Below are 14,093 nucleotides of genomic sequence, written 5' to 3'. Positions count from 1 at the left end.
GTTATTGATGCATGGCTTTTTTTTATTTATTTTTTTGTTTCGCTAAATAAACTTGAGAACAGGTAAATATGTCCTTAATTATTAGAAGGGTCCGTTAGACAGGAGGGACGACATGTATCGTTATGTCAGTTCACCGCAAGCGTCGAAGTACATAGTGCCACCACCTAAACATCGAGAGTTGTCGAGTGTGGATGTGCCTGAGTCCGAATTAGAGATGCGAGAAATATTGAATAATTGGTTTGCTGATGGTTTAGCGCCCATTATTGAAAGTGAAGATGACTACATCTCTGCGAGCGATCACGTTCGATTTGAAAAGCTTAGCCGCACCGTTGGGATGTTGTTGAGAAACAAAGATTATTATTTTGCGGCTAAACGGATTTTATCAGTGTGGGAACAAGATTGTCTTGAAACCACTTATATCAATTATCTCATTTTTCGCAGTGAGCGAGTCACTTCTTTAAGGTAAGTTAATGGCGTGGCATTTGTCATTTGTCATTTTTCATTAGGCATTAGCGACTTAGGGTTCGTGTGCTTACGATTTTTTTATTTTTCTAACGAATCAGCAAACAAAAAGGGCAAGCTTGGAGGCTCACCCTAAAGGTCTTTGTTTTGGCTTAACGTTATTTTCAACTAATTCTCAACTGGGCTACGACTTACACCCAACCATCAAATTTGAGTCGTTTTTGAATTCTTTCGACCGCTTCTTTCTGCATTTGTCTAACACGTTCATTAGACACATTCACATCCAACATTTGTCCGACCTCAGACAGCGTTTTCACCTTGTTATCAAAGAAACCAAAACGGTGGATGAGCACCTTTTGTAATTTTGGAGGAAGTGTATAGATGATTTGTTCTAGAGCTTGGGTAAAGGATTGATCCTCACAATCTTGTTGAGGGTCTGGGATATATTCACTTTCGCATTGATCAAGCACCATAGGCGCATGGCTAGTTCCAACCGTTGTCGTCACGTCAATAAACCCGCTTAACGCCACCAGTTGATCGACGCGTTCGGCCTTTACACCTGAACTGTCTGATAGCTCAGAAATTGAAACCTCTTTACTCATTTTTTTGCTTGCATCGAGCTTTTTTGAGGCGAGGCTGTTTATTTCTTTACACACGTGGGCTGGCAATCGAACGGTTCGACCCGTGTTCATGAGTGCGGCTTCAATGTTTTCGCGGATCCACCAAACAGCATAGGTTGAAAAACGATAGCCTGGTTCTGGATCGTATTTGTCGATGGCCTTAATCAAGCCAATGTTGCCTTCCTCGATCAGGTCGAGCAGGGTGAAATTATTGCCTTTACGTTTTAGGTAACTCTTTGCGATTTTCACAACAAGGCGCAGGTTTGATTCGATCATTACATCACGCGCTTTTTTCTCACCCGCGCGATTCAATTTTGCGTAATACACCTCATCTTCACGCGACAGCAGATCAATGCCAACAATATCTTTCAGATAATGAGCATAAGGGTCTGCACTGGTAGAAAATGATTCGGTAATGGGTGTTTCATCCGTGAGCCCCTGAAACGCAGCAAAACTATCGTTGTTCATTTCCTTGTCCTTATCTAGCCGACTGAACGTTTTAGTTTTTATTATGCCACCAAGTGATTAACGCTTGGTTTCATTAGAGTGTAGATAACAATTTCTTCTTTACCAATAAATAAAATGCAATTTCGTATGTTTATGTCACAAAAAGATCTACAAATATTTAACTATTTTGCATCTCATCAAGTGTGTTGGTTTTTCGTTTAAAACATTAAGACGGATAGTTTATAAAGCATGTGTTATACATCGGTTTATCTAGATAAATGACGTGAATTTATAGGTGTGGGTTAGAACTATAATTGAGAGGAGAAATGATGAGAAAAATGTTAAGAGTCGAGGTTCAATGTTTCCAAGCACCTCAACTCTTTTAGCTGTGTCGGCTGTTAAGTATCGCCATGCACGTTTTAATTCTATCGACTAATAAGTGCTAAGAACCTCATCGATTTGCTGATTAATGATCTTCATTTCGCTGTAGATAACCGAAAGATCATCATCTTGCGGCGCAAGCTTATTGAGTGTGTTTTGTTCTACTCTTTCCAATGCAACTGTGGCCGTTTCTTCACCAAAGCTGGCTAAAATGCCTTTTAAGGTGTGCACGGTAAAATGAAGCTTGCCCCAATCTTGTTGTTGAACCAACTCTTCGATCTCTTGTAGCGAATTGCCATGGTCTTCTTGATATGTAGACAAAACGGCGTAAATGACGTCTCTGTCATTGTCTAAATAGGCGTTTAAAGCATCAAAGTCTAGCATGTGGACTCCTGTCGGCTGAATGTTGAAAATGGGCTAGGCGGCTTAGTGGAAAAACCATACCTTGATGAATCACTAATCCATTGATTCCATTTTGGAGGAAGTTCTAACTGTAAGATTTCTTCTAGATAGTCGTCGCTAAGTTTCTCATCTATATGAGCTTTATTGACGGCGTATATATAGTCAAGTTTGGCGGCAACTGAATATGGGTAACTGTGAATGTAGTCCTTTATTTCTTGGATCGAACCCAAATTTTCAATGTTTATACACGTTGAAGGGTCGACATTTTTGGACTCAAGTTGGTGATTTATGGCTTCTCCACGAGATTTGAGACATTCCACTGTTAAATGATAAAGAGAGTACTCACCAAAGTGGGCGAGCATGGGTAGTAACTGAGTGAGCAAATAAGTCGGTTGGCTGTGGAAATTGTTCGCTAACAGTGTCGAAGCTCTAATCACTTTTTTGTGGGCAATCTGAGGGCTATTTTCGATGAGCAATATGCTGCTCTGAAATAGGGCAAGGCTGGCCAAAACTTGCTGCTGTTGTTTTACCGGAAGTTTCAGGTTTACCAACTCGGTGAATTGGTTGGCGTGCTCAAGCAAAATACGTTTGTACTTTAGTTGCGTCTCGCGCTGATACGTTGCTTTTAAGGAATTAAAGTGCGCACCAATGGAATGGATGACATCAATGTCAGCAGCTGAAATGTGGGTTGCATACATCTCACCTAACTTTATGATCATATGTGTGTTATCTGCGTTCTCAGCTAAGTCGATCGCCCTGATTGCACGATGGCTGATGCTAGGAGTCATCTCAAATGCACGAATCGCTAATTTAAGAGCAGGCAGCAGCATTTTATGTTTTTCATAGATACAGCTTAAGCAGTCAATCACGCTCAATGAGAGTGGCTGTGCTATTAGAAAATTGTGGAGCTTATCTATGGCTAAATTTGGCTTGCCTAAGCTGTCGAGAATCAGCGCTTCAGCCACCAATTTGGTTGGGTGCATGTTGGTTTTGGAGTTGTTAATGACGCTAGAGAGTAACTGCCATTTCTTACCTGCAATTAAATGTTCAATCAATGTCGCTTCGAACTGAACGCTAGTACCATTAGGGGAGATCGCCAAAGCTTGAGCTAATCTCTCTTGACTGGCAATGGGATACAAATCATTCAGTTGGGTGAGTTTCTTTGAAACGGACACGGCACTTTGGATCTTTTTACCCAACGTTTGAGTATTAATCGGTTTAGAAACGAAGTGGTGTGCTTCACCTGAAAGGGCGGTTAATACTGTTTCCTGACGCATATCCCCAGAGAGCAAGATTGTCGCCACCGTATGATCGATGAGGCGATTTCGATACAGAATGCCCAACAGCTCAAAGCCAGTAAAAGACTGTTCTAAGTGGTAGTCAATGAGGAGTACATGAAAAGAGTGTGTCTCGACCGCTTTAATGGCTTTTCGATAGTCGGTCGCAATAAAAATACAGTCGCGCGAAACTCCCAAACTAGCCAGTTGCTGCTTAATAAGTATTGTTGCGCTTTTAGAGTCGTCGACGATCAAAATTCGAAGGTCTGTTGGTAAGGTCAAATCCATTTTCCTTAATACCAAATGTTATTTTTTAATTTAGGTGTCAAGTTGCACATTGTCAAGGTGCCTATATCACATACAAACACTCAATAAACTATTGGTAATTAAAGAGTATTAGATAACATTTATGAAAGCCTTCAAACGCAGGTGACTTTTACCTGATTTTAGTGGGGTTATACGTGTTTTAGAAATAAAAAAGAGGCAAGCCGATAAGCTCACCTCTCTGTTTATTGTTCGAGTTTTTATTCGAAATGTTGATCTTTGCTTGAAGTTTTATTTACCGAAACTCTAGCGTTAATCACGCATGTTTAGAATCAATACTGCCGCTAGAGCCAAGAACGCCGTCATCATTAAGAACACATCGTTGTAAGCCATGATGGCTGCGTCACGTTGCATTGTGCCGAGCAAACTTGCTTGTGCTTGTTGCATCGCAGTTGCGGCATCACTTCCTGACTGAATGAAAAACGCTTGTTGTTGCTGAAGCGTCTGCCAACCAAGTTGACTCACTGAAGGTAGCGACTCCTTGATGTGTGCTAAGTGCTCACGGGTTTTGTTATCCAATAGCGTAGCGATAATCGCGATGCTGAAAGCGCCCCCTAAGTTCCGCATTACGTTGGTTAACGTTGATGCGTCTGGCGTGTCCATTTTGCTGATGTTCTTCATGGCAACCAAAGACAGCGGAACCATGATGAACGGACTACCAATAGCACGCAGAACCATAGATAAAATCAGCTGTTGCCCGCCAAAATCGATTGTCATGTGTGTATTTACGTAACAACTAAAACCGAACATCGCGAAGCCAAAGGTAACCAAGTACTTAGGCTTAATGATCTGTGTTAGCTTTGGCACAATTGGGAATATCAGAAGCTGTGGGAAACCCATCCACATTAGCACTTCACCAATTTCCATCGCGTTATATTGCTGAATTTGAGTGAGATACATCGGTAGAACATAGATAGAGCCGAGCAATGCCATTCCTAGAATCAAATAGGCGATACAAGACATCGCAAATTGCCCATCCCGCAATAGCCGCAGGTTAACCAATGGCTTCTTGTGTTGGAGTTCGTTTATCACGAAGTAAACCAAACTCACCGCCGACACGATACTCAAGCCAATAATAAAGCTCGAACTGAACCACTCTTCACGGTTACCTTCTTCTAACACCACTTCCAAACAACCTAGCCCTAATGCCATGGTGGCGATACCAAACCAATCGGCTTTTTTCAGCGTGCCAAGGTCGAGCTTTTCATCGTCCAAGCCATATCGGATCATGGTGATCACAAGCAAAGCTGGCGGAATATTGATGTAGAAAATATAGTGCCACGAGAAGTTCTCCGTCAGCCAGCCACCAAAGGTAGGGCCAATCGATGGAGCAAAGGTCGCGGTTACACCAAACAGTGCCATACCCACAGCACGCTTGTTGACCGGCAATAACTGAATCACCAGCGAGAAAGCAAGCGGGATTAGAGCACCACCACTGAAGCCTTGCATCGCGCGGAAAACGATCATCGAGGTCATGTTCCAAGAGAACGAACACAACAAAGATGAAATGGTGAAAATGGCTGTCGTCCACGTGATATAACGGCGTTTACCGAGCGCTTTAGAAAGCCAACCACTGAGTGGGATAGCGATCATCTCTGCGACTAGGTAAGACGTAGAGATCCACGAGCTTTCATCCAAGGTGGCTGATAGCGCACCTTGAATATCTTTGAGAGACGAGTTGGTGATCTGAATATCCAAGATCGCCATAAACGCGCCAATCAAGCCGCCAAATAGGGCGATCCAATGGCGTCTCGAAACCTCGTCATCATCATTTGTTTGGGTGACAACACCAGCGTTACTCATGGTCTAGCCTCGTTTATCGATGGTCGCTACCACAGACAAACCAGGAAGCAGTCGACCTTTCAACTCTTGCTGATCTGGAATAGTAATTTTAACCGGTACACGTTGAACGATTTTAGTGAAGTTACCGGTCGCGTTTTCTGGTGGTAGGAGCGCAAATTTAGCGCCAGTCGCAGGGGAGAAACTGTCTACCACACCTTCAAGAGGCTGCCCCGGGAACGCATCCAGCTCTACTTCAACCGTCTGACCTTTGTGAATACCACTTAGCTGTGTCTCTTTGAAGTTGGCTTCAATCCACACTTGGTTGTTTGGTACCAAGCTCATCAGTGGTGCGCCTGCTTGAATCAGCAAGCCTTCACGTACGCTGCGTTTACCAATCACGCCATCTGCTGGCGCGTAAATTTTGGTGTAATCAAGGTTAAGCTGTGCTTGATCTCTCTGGGCTTGAGCTTCGGTCACGGATGCATTTGCTTGCTCAATCTCACTAGCGATAACGGTTAATTGGTCATTGGTTGCAACGAGGTTTGCTTTTGCTTCTTCTAAATCTGCCTGAGTTACTTTTTGTTGTGCAACCATGCTATCGACTTCATCTTGAGACGCGTAGTTACGCTTTAGTAAGCTACGAGAACGTACCACTTGTTGAATCGCGCGTTCGTATTCAGCTTGTGCAGAATCAACGCGGCTTTCTGCTTGATTGATCTTGCTACGTTGTAACGTTTGTTGTGCCACTAGATTTTTGACGTCTGATTGCACGACGCTTAAATGGGCGTTTGCTTGAGCGAGTGCTGACTGGTAATCACGGTCATCGATTTGAACCAGCAAATCACCTTCTTTAACCGATTGGTTATCACTCACATAAGACTTAACAATATAGCCAGAGACCTTAGGGCTAATATTCGTGATGTCGCCTTGTAGGTAGGCATTGTCGGTAGATTCAAAGTACTGGCCATAGCCGTACCAGTATCCAGCACCGGCTAAACCCAATGACAGCATGATCGCAGTAGCAATAAGCGGAGCTTTTTTACGTTTTTTTGTGCTTACTGTTTGCGAAGCGTTGTTGTTCTCTGTCATTTTTTCTTTCTCATTTTGTTTTTATTTAGATGTAACGAATTGTAAATGAATTCGATTGATTGATAAGATAGGAAAAAAGGGAAACACTGTTGCAAAAATCTAACTAATTGCGCTTTGGGAGAAGTACGATGGACTTAAATGCTGTGACTGTTTTTACACAAGTTGTTGATTGTGGGAGTTTCACGCACGCAGCTGAAGCATTGAACATGACCAAGTCGACCGTCAGCCGAAAGCTAGACGAGCTGGACGAGCTGGAACAGCATCTAGGTGTGAGGTTGATCACTCGTTCGACACGAAGTTTAGTCTTAACGCCAGAGGGTGAGCGCTTTTATCAGTCGAGCATGCAGATGCAAGAGATCATGAACCAAGCTGAGCTAGAGGTTTCAGCCAATCAGGATTTGATCCGAGGGCAGTTGAATGTTGTGTTGCCTGTCGAATTGGGGCATCAAGTATTAGCCAAATACATCCACAGCTTCCTAAAAGAGCACCCAAACGTGACTTTGAACTTAGAACTGTCGAATCGAGAAGTCGACATCATTGCGGAGGGTATCGATCTTTACGCACAAATTGGTAAGCTAGTGGACTCGAGCTTGGTTTCTCGCTACCTCACAACATCAAAGCGTGTATTGGCAGCCAGCCCTGAGTATTTAGAGCAGTTCGATGACGTCTCTTCACCCGATGATCTTGAACCGCCATTCAGAATGATTGAGGTGGTGAACAAGGCCGCGCGTCTACCCAAGTGGCATTTACAATTAGAAGGCGGTGAGTCGATTTTGATCGATCTGCCGTGTCAGTTACGGGTGAATACCATCACGGCATGCCTAACAGCTTGTGTAGATGGGCTCGGTTTGGCGGTGCTTCCTGAATTCATTTGTCGTGAGCACTTCAAGACAGGCAAGTTGATTCGTTTGCTACCTGAATATGAGATGCCGGAAGTTTCAGTAAGCCTAGTGTATGCAGACAGGCAGTTGATGCCGAAACGTAAGAAGGTCTTTATCGACTATCTACTGACTGCCTTTCAAAATAGGAAGCAAAAGTAACGGGGAAAACCTTAGCGGTTAAGTGCTTAGGCTTCCTATTATTCGTTATTGTCTAAACCGTATCGAAGCTAACTATGATCGGGCTGCCAGTCGACGACTTGCCCATTCGCCAATATAGCTTTGACCGATAGGGCAGCAATATCGACACCGTTGTAACGAAATGCCTTGTTAGAAAAGTTAGCAATGATCTTACTCCCGTCACTGAACTCAGTTTGTTGAACATCGCCGTTCTTATCTAACCAGTCGAAATCGACCAACTGTTTATCCCATAACTGTTCGTGCATTGGTTCAAAGCCATCTTGATAGTGTTTGAGTGCTTTGATTCTCGGGCTTGAACTTGATAAAGCTTCATCTCTGGTCAAGTGAACCATCGGTGGTGTGTTGTATAGCATGGCGGTTAAGTCACGTTCTGCTTGTACATTAGTGAACTTGAGGCTGTCTGAATGCCAATGGTGCGTATTGATTACTTCATCATGGAAAACGGCTTGGTAAAGTGGAATTCGATATTGTGGCGAAAATAGTAGCGACTTGTAGGGCTCTTTAACCTCGGCCGGCTTAAAGAAGAAGTCAGGCTTGTGGTCTGGGTACCAACGACCTAAGTAATAGGGAGATTGGTGGTTCTCTTTCATGTCTTTGTCTGTCCAACCAAAACCAACCGTTTCTAAGCCGTGTGCAAACGCGATGCCTTTTGTTGTTAGGCTGTTGCCGTCTTCAGAGCCTAATACTAACGATGGTTGCTCGCTAAGCCACTGCATTCGGTTGTTGAAGCCTGAAAGCATGTCCGACTCGTTTGTATTGCCATTGCCATTACTGTTGCTATGACTGTCTATAGAGCCGCTGTAATCTTCACGTGCCATGGCGGTTGCATCAACATCTAAGAACAAGCTGTTGAAGTTGCCGAATCTCATAATGTCTTGAGCACGCTGTTTTACGTATTCTAAATGGCAGTTCGGATTTAGATAGAACCCGTTACCTCGAAACCCTTTTTTTAGGCTCCCATCTGCCATTTCAATGGCACAACTCTGACGCATCGGCTCTGGTAATTGAGCGGTTAGCCAGTTGTCATTGAGTTTCGCAGGAATGGCTGTGTTGTAGGAATCGTAGGTGCCGACCAGATATCCGGACTGTTTTGCCAGAGCCACGGCGTTAGGTTGATAGAATGCTGGCATCCAATTGTCGAATCCGAGCCACAGTTTGTTTAAGCCTGCCTTATTTAGGTTGGTGAGCATGTCTGAAGACAACGCTTGTCCCCAAGTCTCTGACGAGTTTAGGTAAGGGGAAGCGTGCTCTAGCAACCAGTTCTTCTTATCCTGTGCTGCTTTATATTGCGCTTTAATCGTGTTGTCTTCGAGTGTCGGATTACCAACAGGATATAACACCTGCAATGACTGGCTAATAGAGTCCAACAATAGTTGTTTGTGGTACTGACTGAACCAATCTTTCCCCTTGGAGAGTGATGATAGCTCTCTTTTCGCTTCCGCAGAAACACTGAGTTTAGAGCCCTCTAGATACCATGTTTTCAATCCCCACCAGTCACTCACATCTTGGATGCTTAATGGGTCTTTGCCAAATAGGTAAACGTGGCTCGCGCCGATCAACTTAGTCACATCTGGATTGCGCTTTTGCTTTGCTACAAGCGTTTCAGACTGGTCATTATTGATGCGCCAATCTCGGTATTGTTTGGCACCATCTAACCACGAGTCTCCGAGGGTGATACGAACAATAAAAGGTTGTGACTGATTGAGCATCGTAAATTGGTGTGCTGCCTTCATATCAATTTTGGTTTTTGTATTTGAGGAAGCATTAGAGGATGCATCTGAAAAGAGCAGTTGATTGTTGGTTGCATTAACCATTTGATAGCTAATGAAATGATTGTTTTGCTGTACTGTCCAAAAAGGCGTCTTCAAGTCTTGAGTAGTGTTACTTCCAGAATGGTTGTCGACTAGATAACTCCCCCAAAGCTTGTTATCTGTAGGTACACGCATGCCTTCGCTAAAAGGAAGAAATAGGGTCTGAGTTTGTTTTTCTGCAAGATCAAACCACGCCAACTCTACGGGCTGGTTACGTTTCACCTGTATATTTGAAGGGAAGCTGAACTGAAAAGTGAGTTGATCTTGATTAAGCTCTGCCTCAACGTTTATCCTACTAGGTACTAAGGTCCAAGTTGCGGTCTTTGCTGAGTTAGTTTTATCGGAAAGACCAATGACTAGATTCGTCACTTTCTGTGGTTGGCTATCAACGGTGAGAGCGCCGCTGTTAACGCTTAAGCCGTTCCAATCTATCTCTAAAGTATTCGATGAAATAGAGACTGTATTGTTGGTAGTGGTGTTAGCGTTGTCGCGAATACTGCTGCCGCTAATGCTATTTCCGCTAACGCTGCTGTTGCTAATACTGGTGAGCGTTATTTGGCTCGCTTGTGCATTGGATGAGACCAGACAAGCTGTTGTTAAAGCCACAATGGCACAAGTGGAAAGATTGAGAGGGTGACGTACGCTGAGCATATCTAGATTCCGTAAAGGGTGAGTACGGTCATTACACCTAAGTAGCGCTAGTGCTTTGTCACCTATATGTCTCTATTTTCTGCATTACCTAGTTTCTAATATTCTTCTGAATGCATTCCATTAGAAAGGCACGGCGACGCGTTGCACATATTGGACTTCAATAGCGCCTTGGTATTCAAACATTTCAACCGAAGCACTTAAGTGCTTGGCTTTGGTTCCTAGTGGACTTTCTGTGGGAACGGGTGCTTGTGTTGTTTTGATTGGCACTTTGTAACCCAGCAGGTTGTAGTCTTCATCAAACCATTGCCAACTCACATTAGCGTCAGGGCAGTTGTCGATCACCTTTGGAGGCGAGAGCACGATATGTGGTTCGCTGAGTTTACTTTCGAGCGTCAGCCATCGATTACTGTCATTTAAAGCGACAATAATAGGGTAGTGATTTGAACCTATCTTTAGTTGATAAACACCAGATTCGGGTTTGATGAACATTTCATTGGTTTCAATCTCTTGATACTCATTATTGGAAGCGAGTTGTCCATCAAGAAGGACTTTGCCTTTAGGCGATACCAAAGAAAGAGTTTGGGTTTCTAAGCCTTTGTTGAGCTGTTCGGAAGAGACTTTGATTTGATAACCGTGCGACGACAGGCCATAGCGTCGAATGAAGCTGACTTGAATGTGGTGTTTCGGCTCAGCACTTTGTTTTAGTGAGGTTCCACATTGAGTCTGGCTTAATATCTCTTGTTTGACTGGCAGCCAAAGCTCACTATCGAGTGTTTGTTGATCGAGTGCGATTTGCAGCTCTTGCCACGCAACTTGAGGCTGGTCATCAAGCAGAGATTGGTAGGTGTGCTGTAATGGCGTGTCAGTAAACCATGCTGCATGACTTGCGAACGGCAAGGTGCAGAGCAGTGCAGTTAACGAAGTGACTTTCATTATGACTCCCCAGCCAAGCGGTAACCAACGCCGCGATGTGTTTCTATATTCAATGTGGGCAGCTTCTGGCGTAAGCGCAGTATGTGATTATCAATAGTTCGGGTACTAGGAAAGGCCTGATACCCCCAAATTTTGTTGAGTAACTCATCTCGGTGAAACACACGACTTTGGTTCTGAACAAACAGTACCAATAGCTGAAACTCTTTAGGTTTTAGTGTTACTGGGCTTTCATCCAGATAAGCGCTCCGTTCCGATAAGTTGATTTGGATATTTGCGTAATTTAAGAGGCTCACACCTAACGGACGAAGCTGGGTAATGACTCGAGCAAGTAATTCGTCGTTAGAAAATGGCTTAGTCACGTAATCTTTGGCACCCGCCATTAAACCTTCAACACGTTGTTGAACTTCTACTTTAGCGGTCAACACAATCACAGGCAGCGCTTTGAGGAGCAACCAGTTTGGAAGGTGTTGCAAGCTGTCCCCATCTTCAAGCTGTCGATCCAGTATCACAAGATCGGCTCGAAACCATTTCTTACTGGCATTCTCTGAATCCTTCGCCCAAAGGCATTGGTAACCATTGGATTCAAAGAAGCTGACGAGGCCTTGTCCAAGCAGTTGGTCGTCTTCAATCAGCAGTAGGGTGTTCATAAGCAATTTCCAAAATACATCGGGTTGGGTTACGAAGAATAATGAGGCGGCCATTCGCTTGCTTCATCAAGTGCTCGACAATAGTCAGGCCAATGCCCATGTTATCCAGTTCGTGCGTTTCACTTGGCGTGACACCAGACATGAGCCGTTGTATCGGTGAAGGGAAGTGCCCCTCGTCTTGTACCTCAATCGTCAGCTTGTCACCGAGTTCGACCTTTACCAAAACCTCACCTTTACCATGTTGTTTGGCATTCTTGATTAGATTATCCAAGCAGATGGTTAGCCAGTAATAGGGAAGGTTCAGTTCAACTTCACGCGCTTCACATTGATAAGAAATATTGTGCTTTTCACAGACATGATCGAGCCACTCTTCTAATGATGCATTTTGCTTTAACAAAGGCTCTGACTGATCAGAACTTAGGTACACTTTGCTGTTTTCGGTGAGTTGAGAGAGTCTTTGATAATCAGATATTAAACGCCAAACCGCACTTTGAGTTTCATCCGAAAAGTCATCGTAGCGATTTCTGAACATCTCGACGGTTAGACCTAGGCTAGTAATGGGCGTGCGTAGTTCATGAGTAAGAAGCTGTAAAACGAACTGCCTCTCTTTTCGTTGTTTTGTTCTTAGGTATAAGACTCTAGCGAGGCCGGAAAGCAACGTTAACAGTAATGAAAATATCAAGGTTTTCATGATCAGGTTGTCATTGCTAGGCTCGCTTAAGCACACGTTGCTGTAACGAAAAGTACAGGTATCACCTGCCAAAGATATCTCTTGTTGTTCTGCGATAGGTTGCCAAACATCTAAGGGAATGGCTTTCCAGCCTTGTTCGCCACTTAACCAAAGTACATCATCTTGTTGCCAAGCGCGATATCCATTGAGCAGAGCTTCTCTGCCTTGTGCAGTGAGAGCCTCTAGCTTGGTATATAAAGGGTGCTGTGGGTTGGTAATATTCAAAAATGGACGTATTTGCTCGCTTACGTCTGGGTAAGCTGCCAAATAACGATCAGCAAAGCTGCCACCGGCAGGGTGACGTTTGGAGTGTGCTGCAAACCAAATCGAATCTAATGCTTGTTGCTGACACAGAGCGAGCTCGAACTCGATCGCGTCATGTAATGAAGGGTTACTGCTTTCAATTGCTTGGCAGTGATCTTGTATTGACGCTAACGCTGCGATGTCGTCCCAACTGAATTGGTTGAAATCAGGATAGCGGCTATTTTCATGGAGCAGAACTTTCGGATACTGAGCCAACTCTTGTTGAGATACTAAGAGTGGGGATGATTGCCAGCTCAGTTGATACAGAGTTTGCCACTTATCTTGCAAACTTTGGGCATTGACTAGGGTTGGGAGCCAAAAGATCAAGCAAAGAGCTAATGTAAACCTGCGCATCCAATCATTCTCGTTAAAAGTCGTGGGGCGAGTCTAAAGAGTTTTGGGCGCGATTTGTAACCTGAATGTCAACAAGTGTTCTTTTAACAACAAATTGTCGAGTGGGTCATGCTTTTAAATAATAAAGTACAAATACAGTAAGTATCATTTATTTGAAATAAAATAGCTAATTGTGTACTTACTGTCATTATTGGGCGAAATGAGGGGACTATACTGGGCTCATACCTAATAAGAGGAACCATCATGAAACTCATCATCAAATCAGTATTGGCAATCAGTATTTTGGCTACAGGCTCTGCTCATGCGTTCGAATTAACCAGCAACGATATTCAAGAAGGTCACCCAATGGCAAAGACTTTTGAATACTCTAGTTGGGGTTGTGACGGCGATAATCAATCACCACAATTGATGTGGAAAGATGCACCAGCAGGTACCAAAAGCTTTGCTATCACAGCTTATGATCCAGATGCACCGACTGAAAGTGGCTTCTGGCATTGGGTTGCGTTTGATATCCCTGCAACTGTGAACGAGCTACCTCGCGGTGTCGACATCTCTAAAGTCGGTGGCAAAGAAGGTCGCATTGATTATGGTACAGTTGGCTACGGTGGCGTTTGTCCTCCAGAAAAAGATGGTATGCACCGTTACCAGTTCACGGTTTGGGCATTACCAACGGACAAACTTAACCTCGACGAAAATACGCCGTCGGCTGTGGTTGGATTCACGTTGAACAGCATGGCTTTAGACAAAGCTAAACTGACCGCAACTTATACACGTTAATAGCTTATGTACGTTAATAGCTTA

At 43.9% G+C, this 14,093-nt stretch carries 12 protein-coding genes; 3 read left to right on the top strand and 9 right to left on the bottom strand.

The annotated features are described in order from the left end of the window. The first annotated feature begins 112 nt into the window (after positions 1-112). A complete protein-coding gene (locus AB4384_RS07575) occupies positions 113-466 on the top strand; it encodes a hypothetical protein (protein WP_372129240.1) in 354 nt (117 codons plus the stop codon). 187 nt (positions 467-653) lie between these two features. On the opposite strand, the gene AB4384_RS07570 is transcribed toward AB4384_RS07575, so the two are convergent. The 5 genes from AB4384_RS07570 to AB4384_RS07550 form a co-directional block, all read right to left on the bottom strand. Next, positions 654-1,550, bottom strand: a complete 897-nt coding sequence (locus tag AB4384_RS07570; protein ID WP_229647550.1) for an RNA polymerase sigma factor RpoD/SigA — start codon at positions 1,548-1,550, stop codon at positions 654-656. Between the two features lie 411 nt (positions 1,551-1,961). After that, on the bottom strand, positions 1,962-2,294 hold the full coding sequence (locus AB4384_RS07565; RefSeq protein WP_017060508.1) for an Hpt domain-containing protein: 333 nt from the start codon (positions 2,292-2,294) through the stop codon (positions 1,962-1,964). Beyond that, positions 2,288-3,877 (bottom strand): response regulator, encoded by a 1,590-nt coding sequence (locus tag AB4384_RS07560; protein WP_017064673.1) that lies wholly within the window; start codon positions 3,875-3,877, stop codon positions 2,288-2,290. Before AB4384_RS07560 ends, AB4384_RS07565 begins: the two co-directional genes overlap by 7 nt. A 288-nt stretch (positions 3,878-4,165) precedes the next feature. After that, a complete protein-coding gene (locus AB4384_RS07555; RefSeq protein ID WP_017060506.1) occupies positions 4,166-5,716 on the bottom strand; it encodes a DHA2 family efflux MFS transporter permease subunit in 1,551 nt (516 codons plus the stop codon). Positions 5,717-5,719: 3 nt separating this feature from the next. Continuing rightward, positions 5,720-6,784: an HlyD family secretion protein gene (locus AB4384_RS07550; RefSeq protein ID WP_017072190.1), complete on the bottom strand. Its 1,065-nt coding sequence runs from the start codon at positions 6,782-6,784 to the stop codon at positions 5,720-5,722. 128 nt (positions 6,785-6,912) lie between these two features. Here AB4384_RS07550 and AB4384_RS07545 point away from each other — a divergent pair, with 128 nt between their 5' ends. Further along, a complete protein-coding gene (locus AB4384_RS07545) occupies positions 6,913-7,824 on the top strand; it encodes a LysR substrate-binding domain-containing protein (protein ID WP_372129238.1) in 912 nt (303 codons plus the stop codon). Between the two features lie 68 nt (positions 7,825-7,892). Here the strand turns inward: AB4384_RS07545 and AB4384_RS07540 are convergent, their stop codons facing one another. From AB4384_RS07540 to AB4384_RS07525, 4 genes are all read right to left on the bottom strand, one after another. Beyond that, positions 7,893-10,325: a glycoside hydrolase gene (locus AB4384_RS07540; RefSeq protein WP_372129236.1), complete on the bottom strand. Its 2,433-nt coding sequence runs from the start codon at positions 10,323-10,325 to the stop codon at positions 7,893-7,895. 120 nt (positions 10,326-10,445) lie between these two features. Beyond that, positions 10,446-11,258 (bottom strand): DUF2861 family protein, encoded by an 813-nt coding sequence (locus AB4384_RS07535; protein ID WP_372129233.1) that lies wholly within the window; start codon positions 11,256-11,258, stop codon positions 10,446-10,448. Next, positions 11,258-11,905, bottom strand: coding sequence for a response regulator transcription factor (locus AB4384_RS07530; RefSeq protein WP_372129231.1), 648 nt, complete (start codon positions 11,903-11,905; stop codon positions 11,258-11,260). Before AB4384_RS07530 ends, AB4384_RS07535 begins: the two co-directional genes overlap by 1 nt. Beyond that, complete coding sequence (locus tag AB4384_RS07525) at positions 11,883-13,292, bottom strand: DUF3404 domain-containing protein (RefSeq protein ID WP_372129230.1); 1,410 nt, start codon at positions 13,290-13,292, stop codon at positions 11,883-11,885. The genes AB4384_RS07530 and AB4384_RS07525 overlap by 23 nt, the downstream gene beginning before the upstream one ends. A 243-nt stretch (positions 13,293-13,535) precedes the next feature. Between AB4384_RS07525 and AB4384_RS07520 the strand changes: the two genes are divergently transcribed. Further along, positions 13,536-14,069 carry a YbhB/YbcL family Raf kinase inhibitor-like protein gene (locus AB4384_RS07520; RefSeq protein WP_017060498.1) on the top strand — a complete coding sequence of 178 codons (534 nt, stop codon included), beginning with the start codon at positions 13,536-13,538 and terminating at the stop codon, positions 14,067-14,069. The last annotated feature ends 24 nt before the right edge of the window (positions 14,070-14,093 follow it).

The organism is Vibrio sp. 10N.261.51.A4 (assembly GCF_041471945.1).
Lineage (GTDB): Bacteria > Pseudomonadota > Gammaproteobacteria > Enterobacterales > Vibrionaceae > Vibrio > Vibrio crassostreae_C.
Note: the sequence above shows the minus strand (reverse complement) of the source record. Positions and strands in the feature narration are given on the sequence as shown.

What these genes read in the sequence shown, in the direction of transcription:
- AB4384_RS07575 (WP_372129240.1), top strand. Translation starts at nt 113, where the DNA reads ATGTATCGTTATGTCAGTTCACCGCAAGCGTCGAAGTACATAGTGCCA.
- AB4384_RS07570 (WP_229647550.1), bottom strand. Translation starts at nt 1,550, where the DNA reads ATGAACAACGATAGTTTTGCTGCGTTTCAGGGGCTCACGGATGAAACA.
- AB4384_RS07565 (WP_017060508.1), bottom strand. Translation starts at nt 2,294, where the DNA reads ATGCTAGACTTTGATGCTTTAAACGCCTATTTAGACAATGACAGAGAC.
- AB4384_RS07560 (WP_017064673.1), bottom strand. Translation starts at nt 3,877, where the DNA reads ATGGATTTGACCTTACCAACAGACCTTCGAATTTTGATCGTCGACGAC.
- AB4384_RS07555 (WP_017060506.1), bottom strand. Translation starts at nt 5,716, where the DNA reads ATGAGTAACGCTGGTGTTGTCACCCAAACAAATGATGATGACGAGGTT.
- AB4384_RS07550 (WP_017072190.1), bottom strand. Translation starts at nt 6,784, where the DNA reads ATGACAGAGAACAACAACGCTTCGCAAACAGTAAGCACAAAAAAACGT.
- AB4384_RS07545 (WP_372129238.1), top strand. Translation starts at nt 6,913, where the DNA reads ATGGACTTAAATGCTGTGACTGTTTTTACACAAGTTGTTGATTGTGGG.
- AB4384_RS07540 (WP_372129236.1), bottom strand. Translation starts at nt 10,325, where the DNA reads ATGCTCAGCGTACGTCACCCTCTCAATCTTTCCACTTGTGCCATTGTG.
- AB4384_RS07535 (WP_372129233.1), bottom strand. Translation starts at nt 11,258, where the DNA reads ATGAAAGTCACTTCGTTAACTGCACTGCTCTGCACCTTGCCGTTCGCA.
- AB4384_RS07530 (WP_372129231.1), bottom strand. Translation starts at nt 11,905, where the DNA reads ATGAACACCCTACTGCTGATTGAAGACGACCAACTGCTTGGACAAGGC.
- AB4384_RS07525 (WP_372129230.1), bottom strand. Translation starts at nt 13,292, where the DNA reads ATGCGCAGGTTTACATTAGCTCTTTGCTTGATCTTTTGGCTCCCAACC.
- AB4384_RS07520 (WP_017060498.1), top strand. Translation starts at nt 13,536, where the DNA reads ATGAAACTCATCATCAAATCAGTATTGGCAATCAGTATTTTGGCTACA.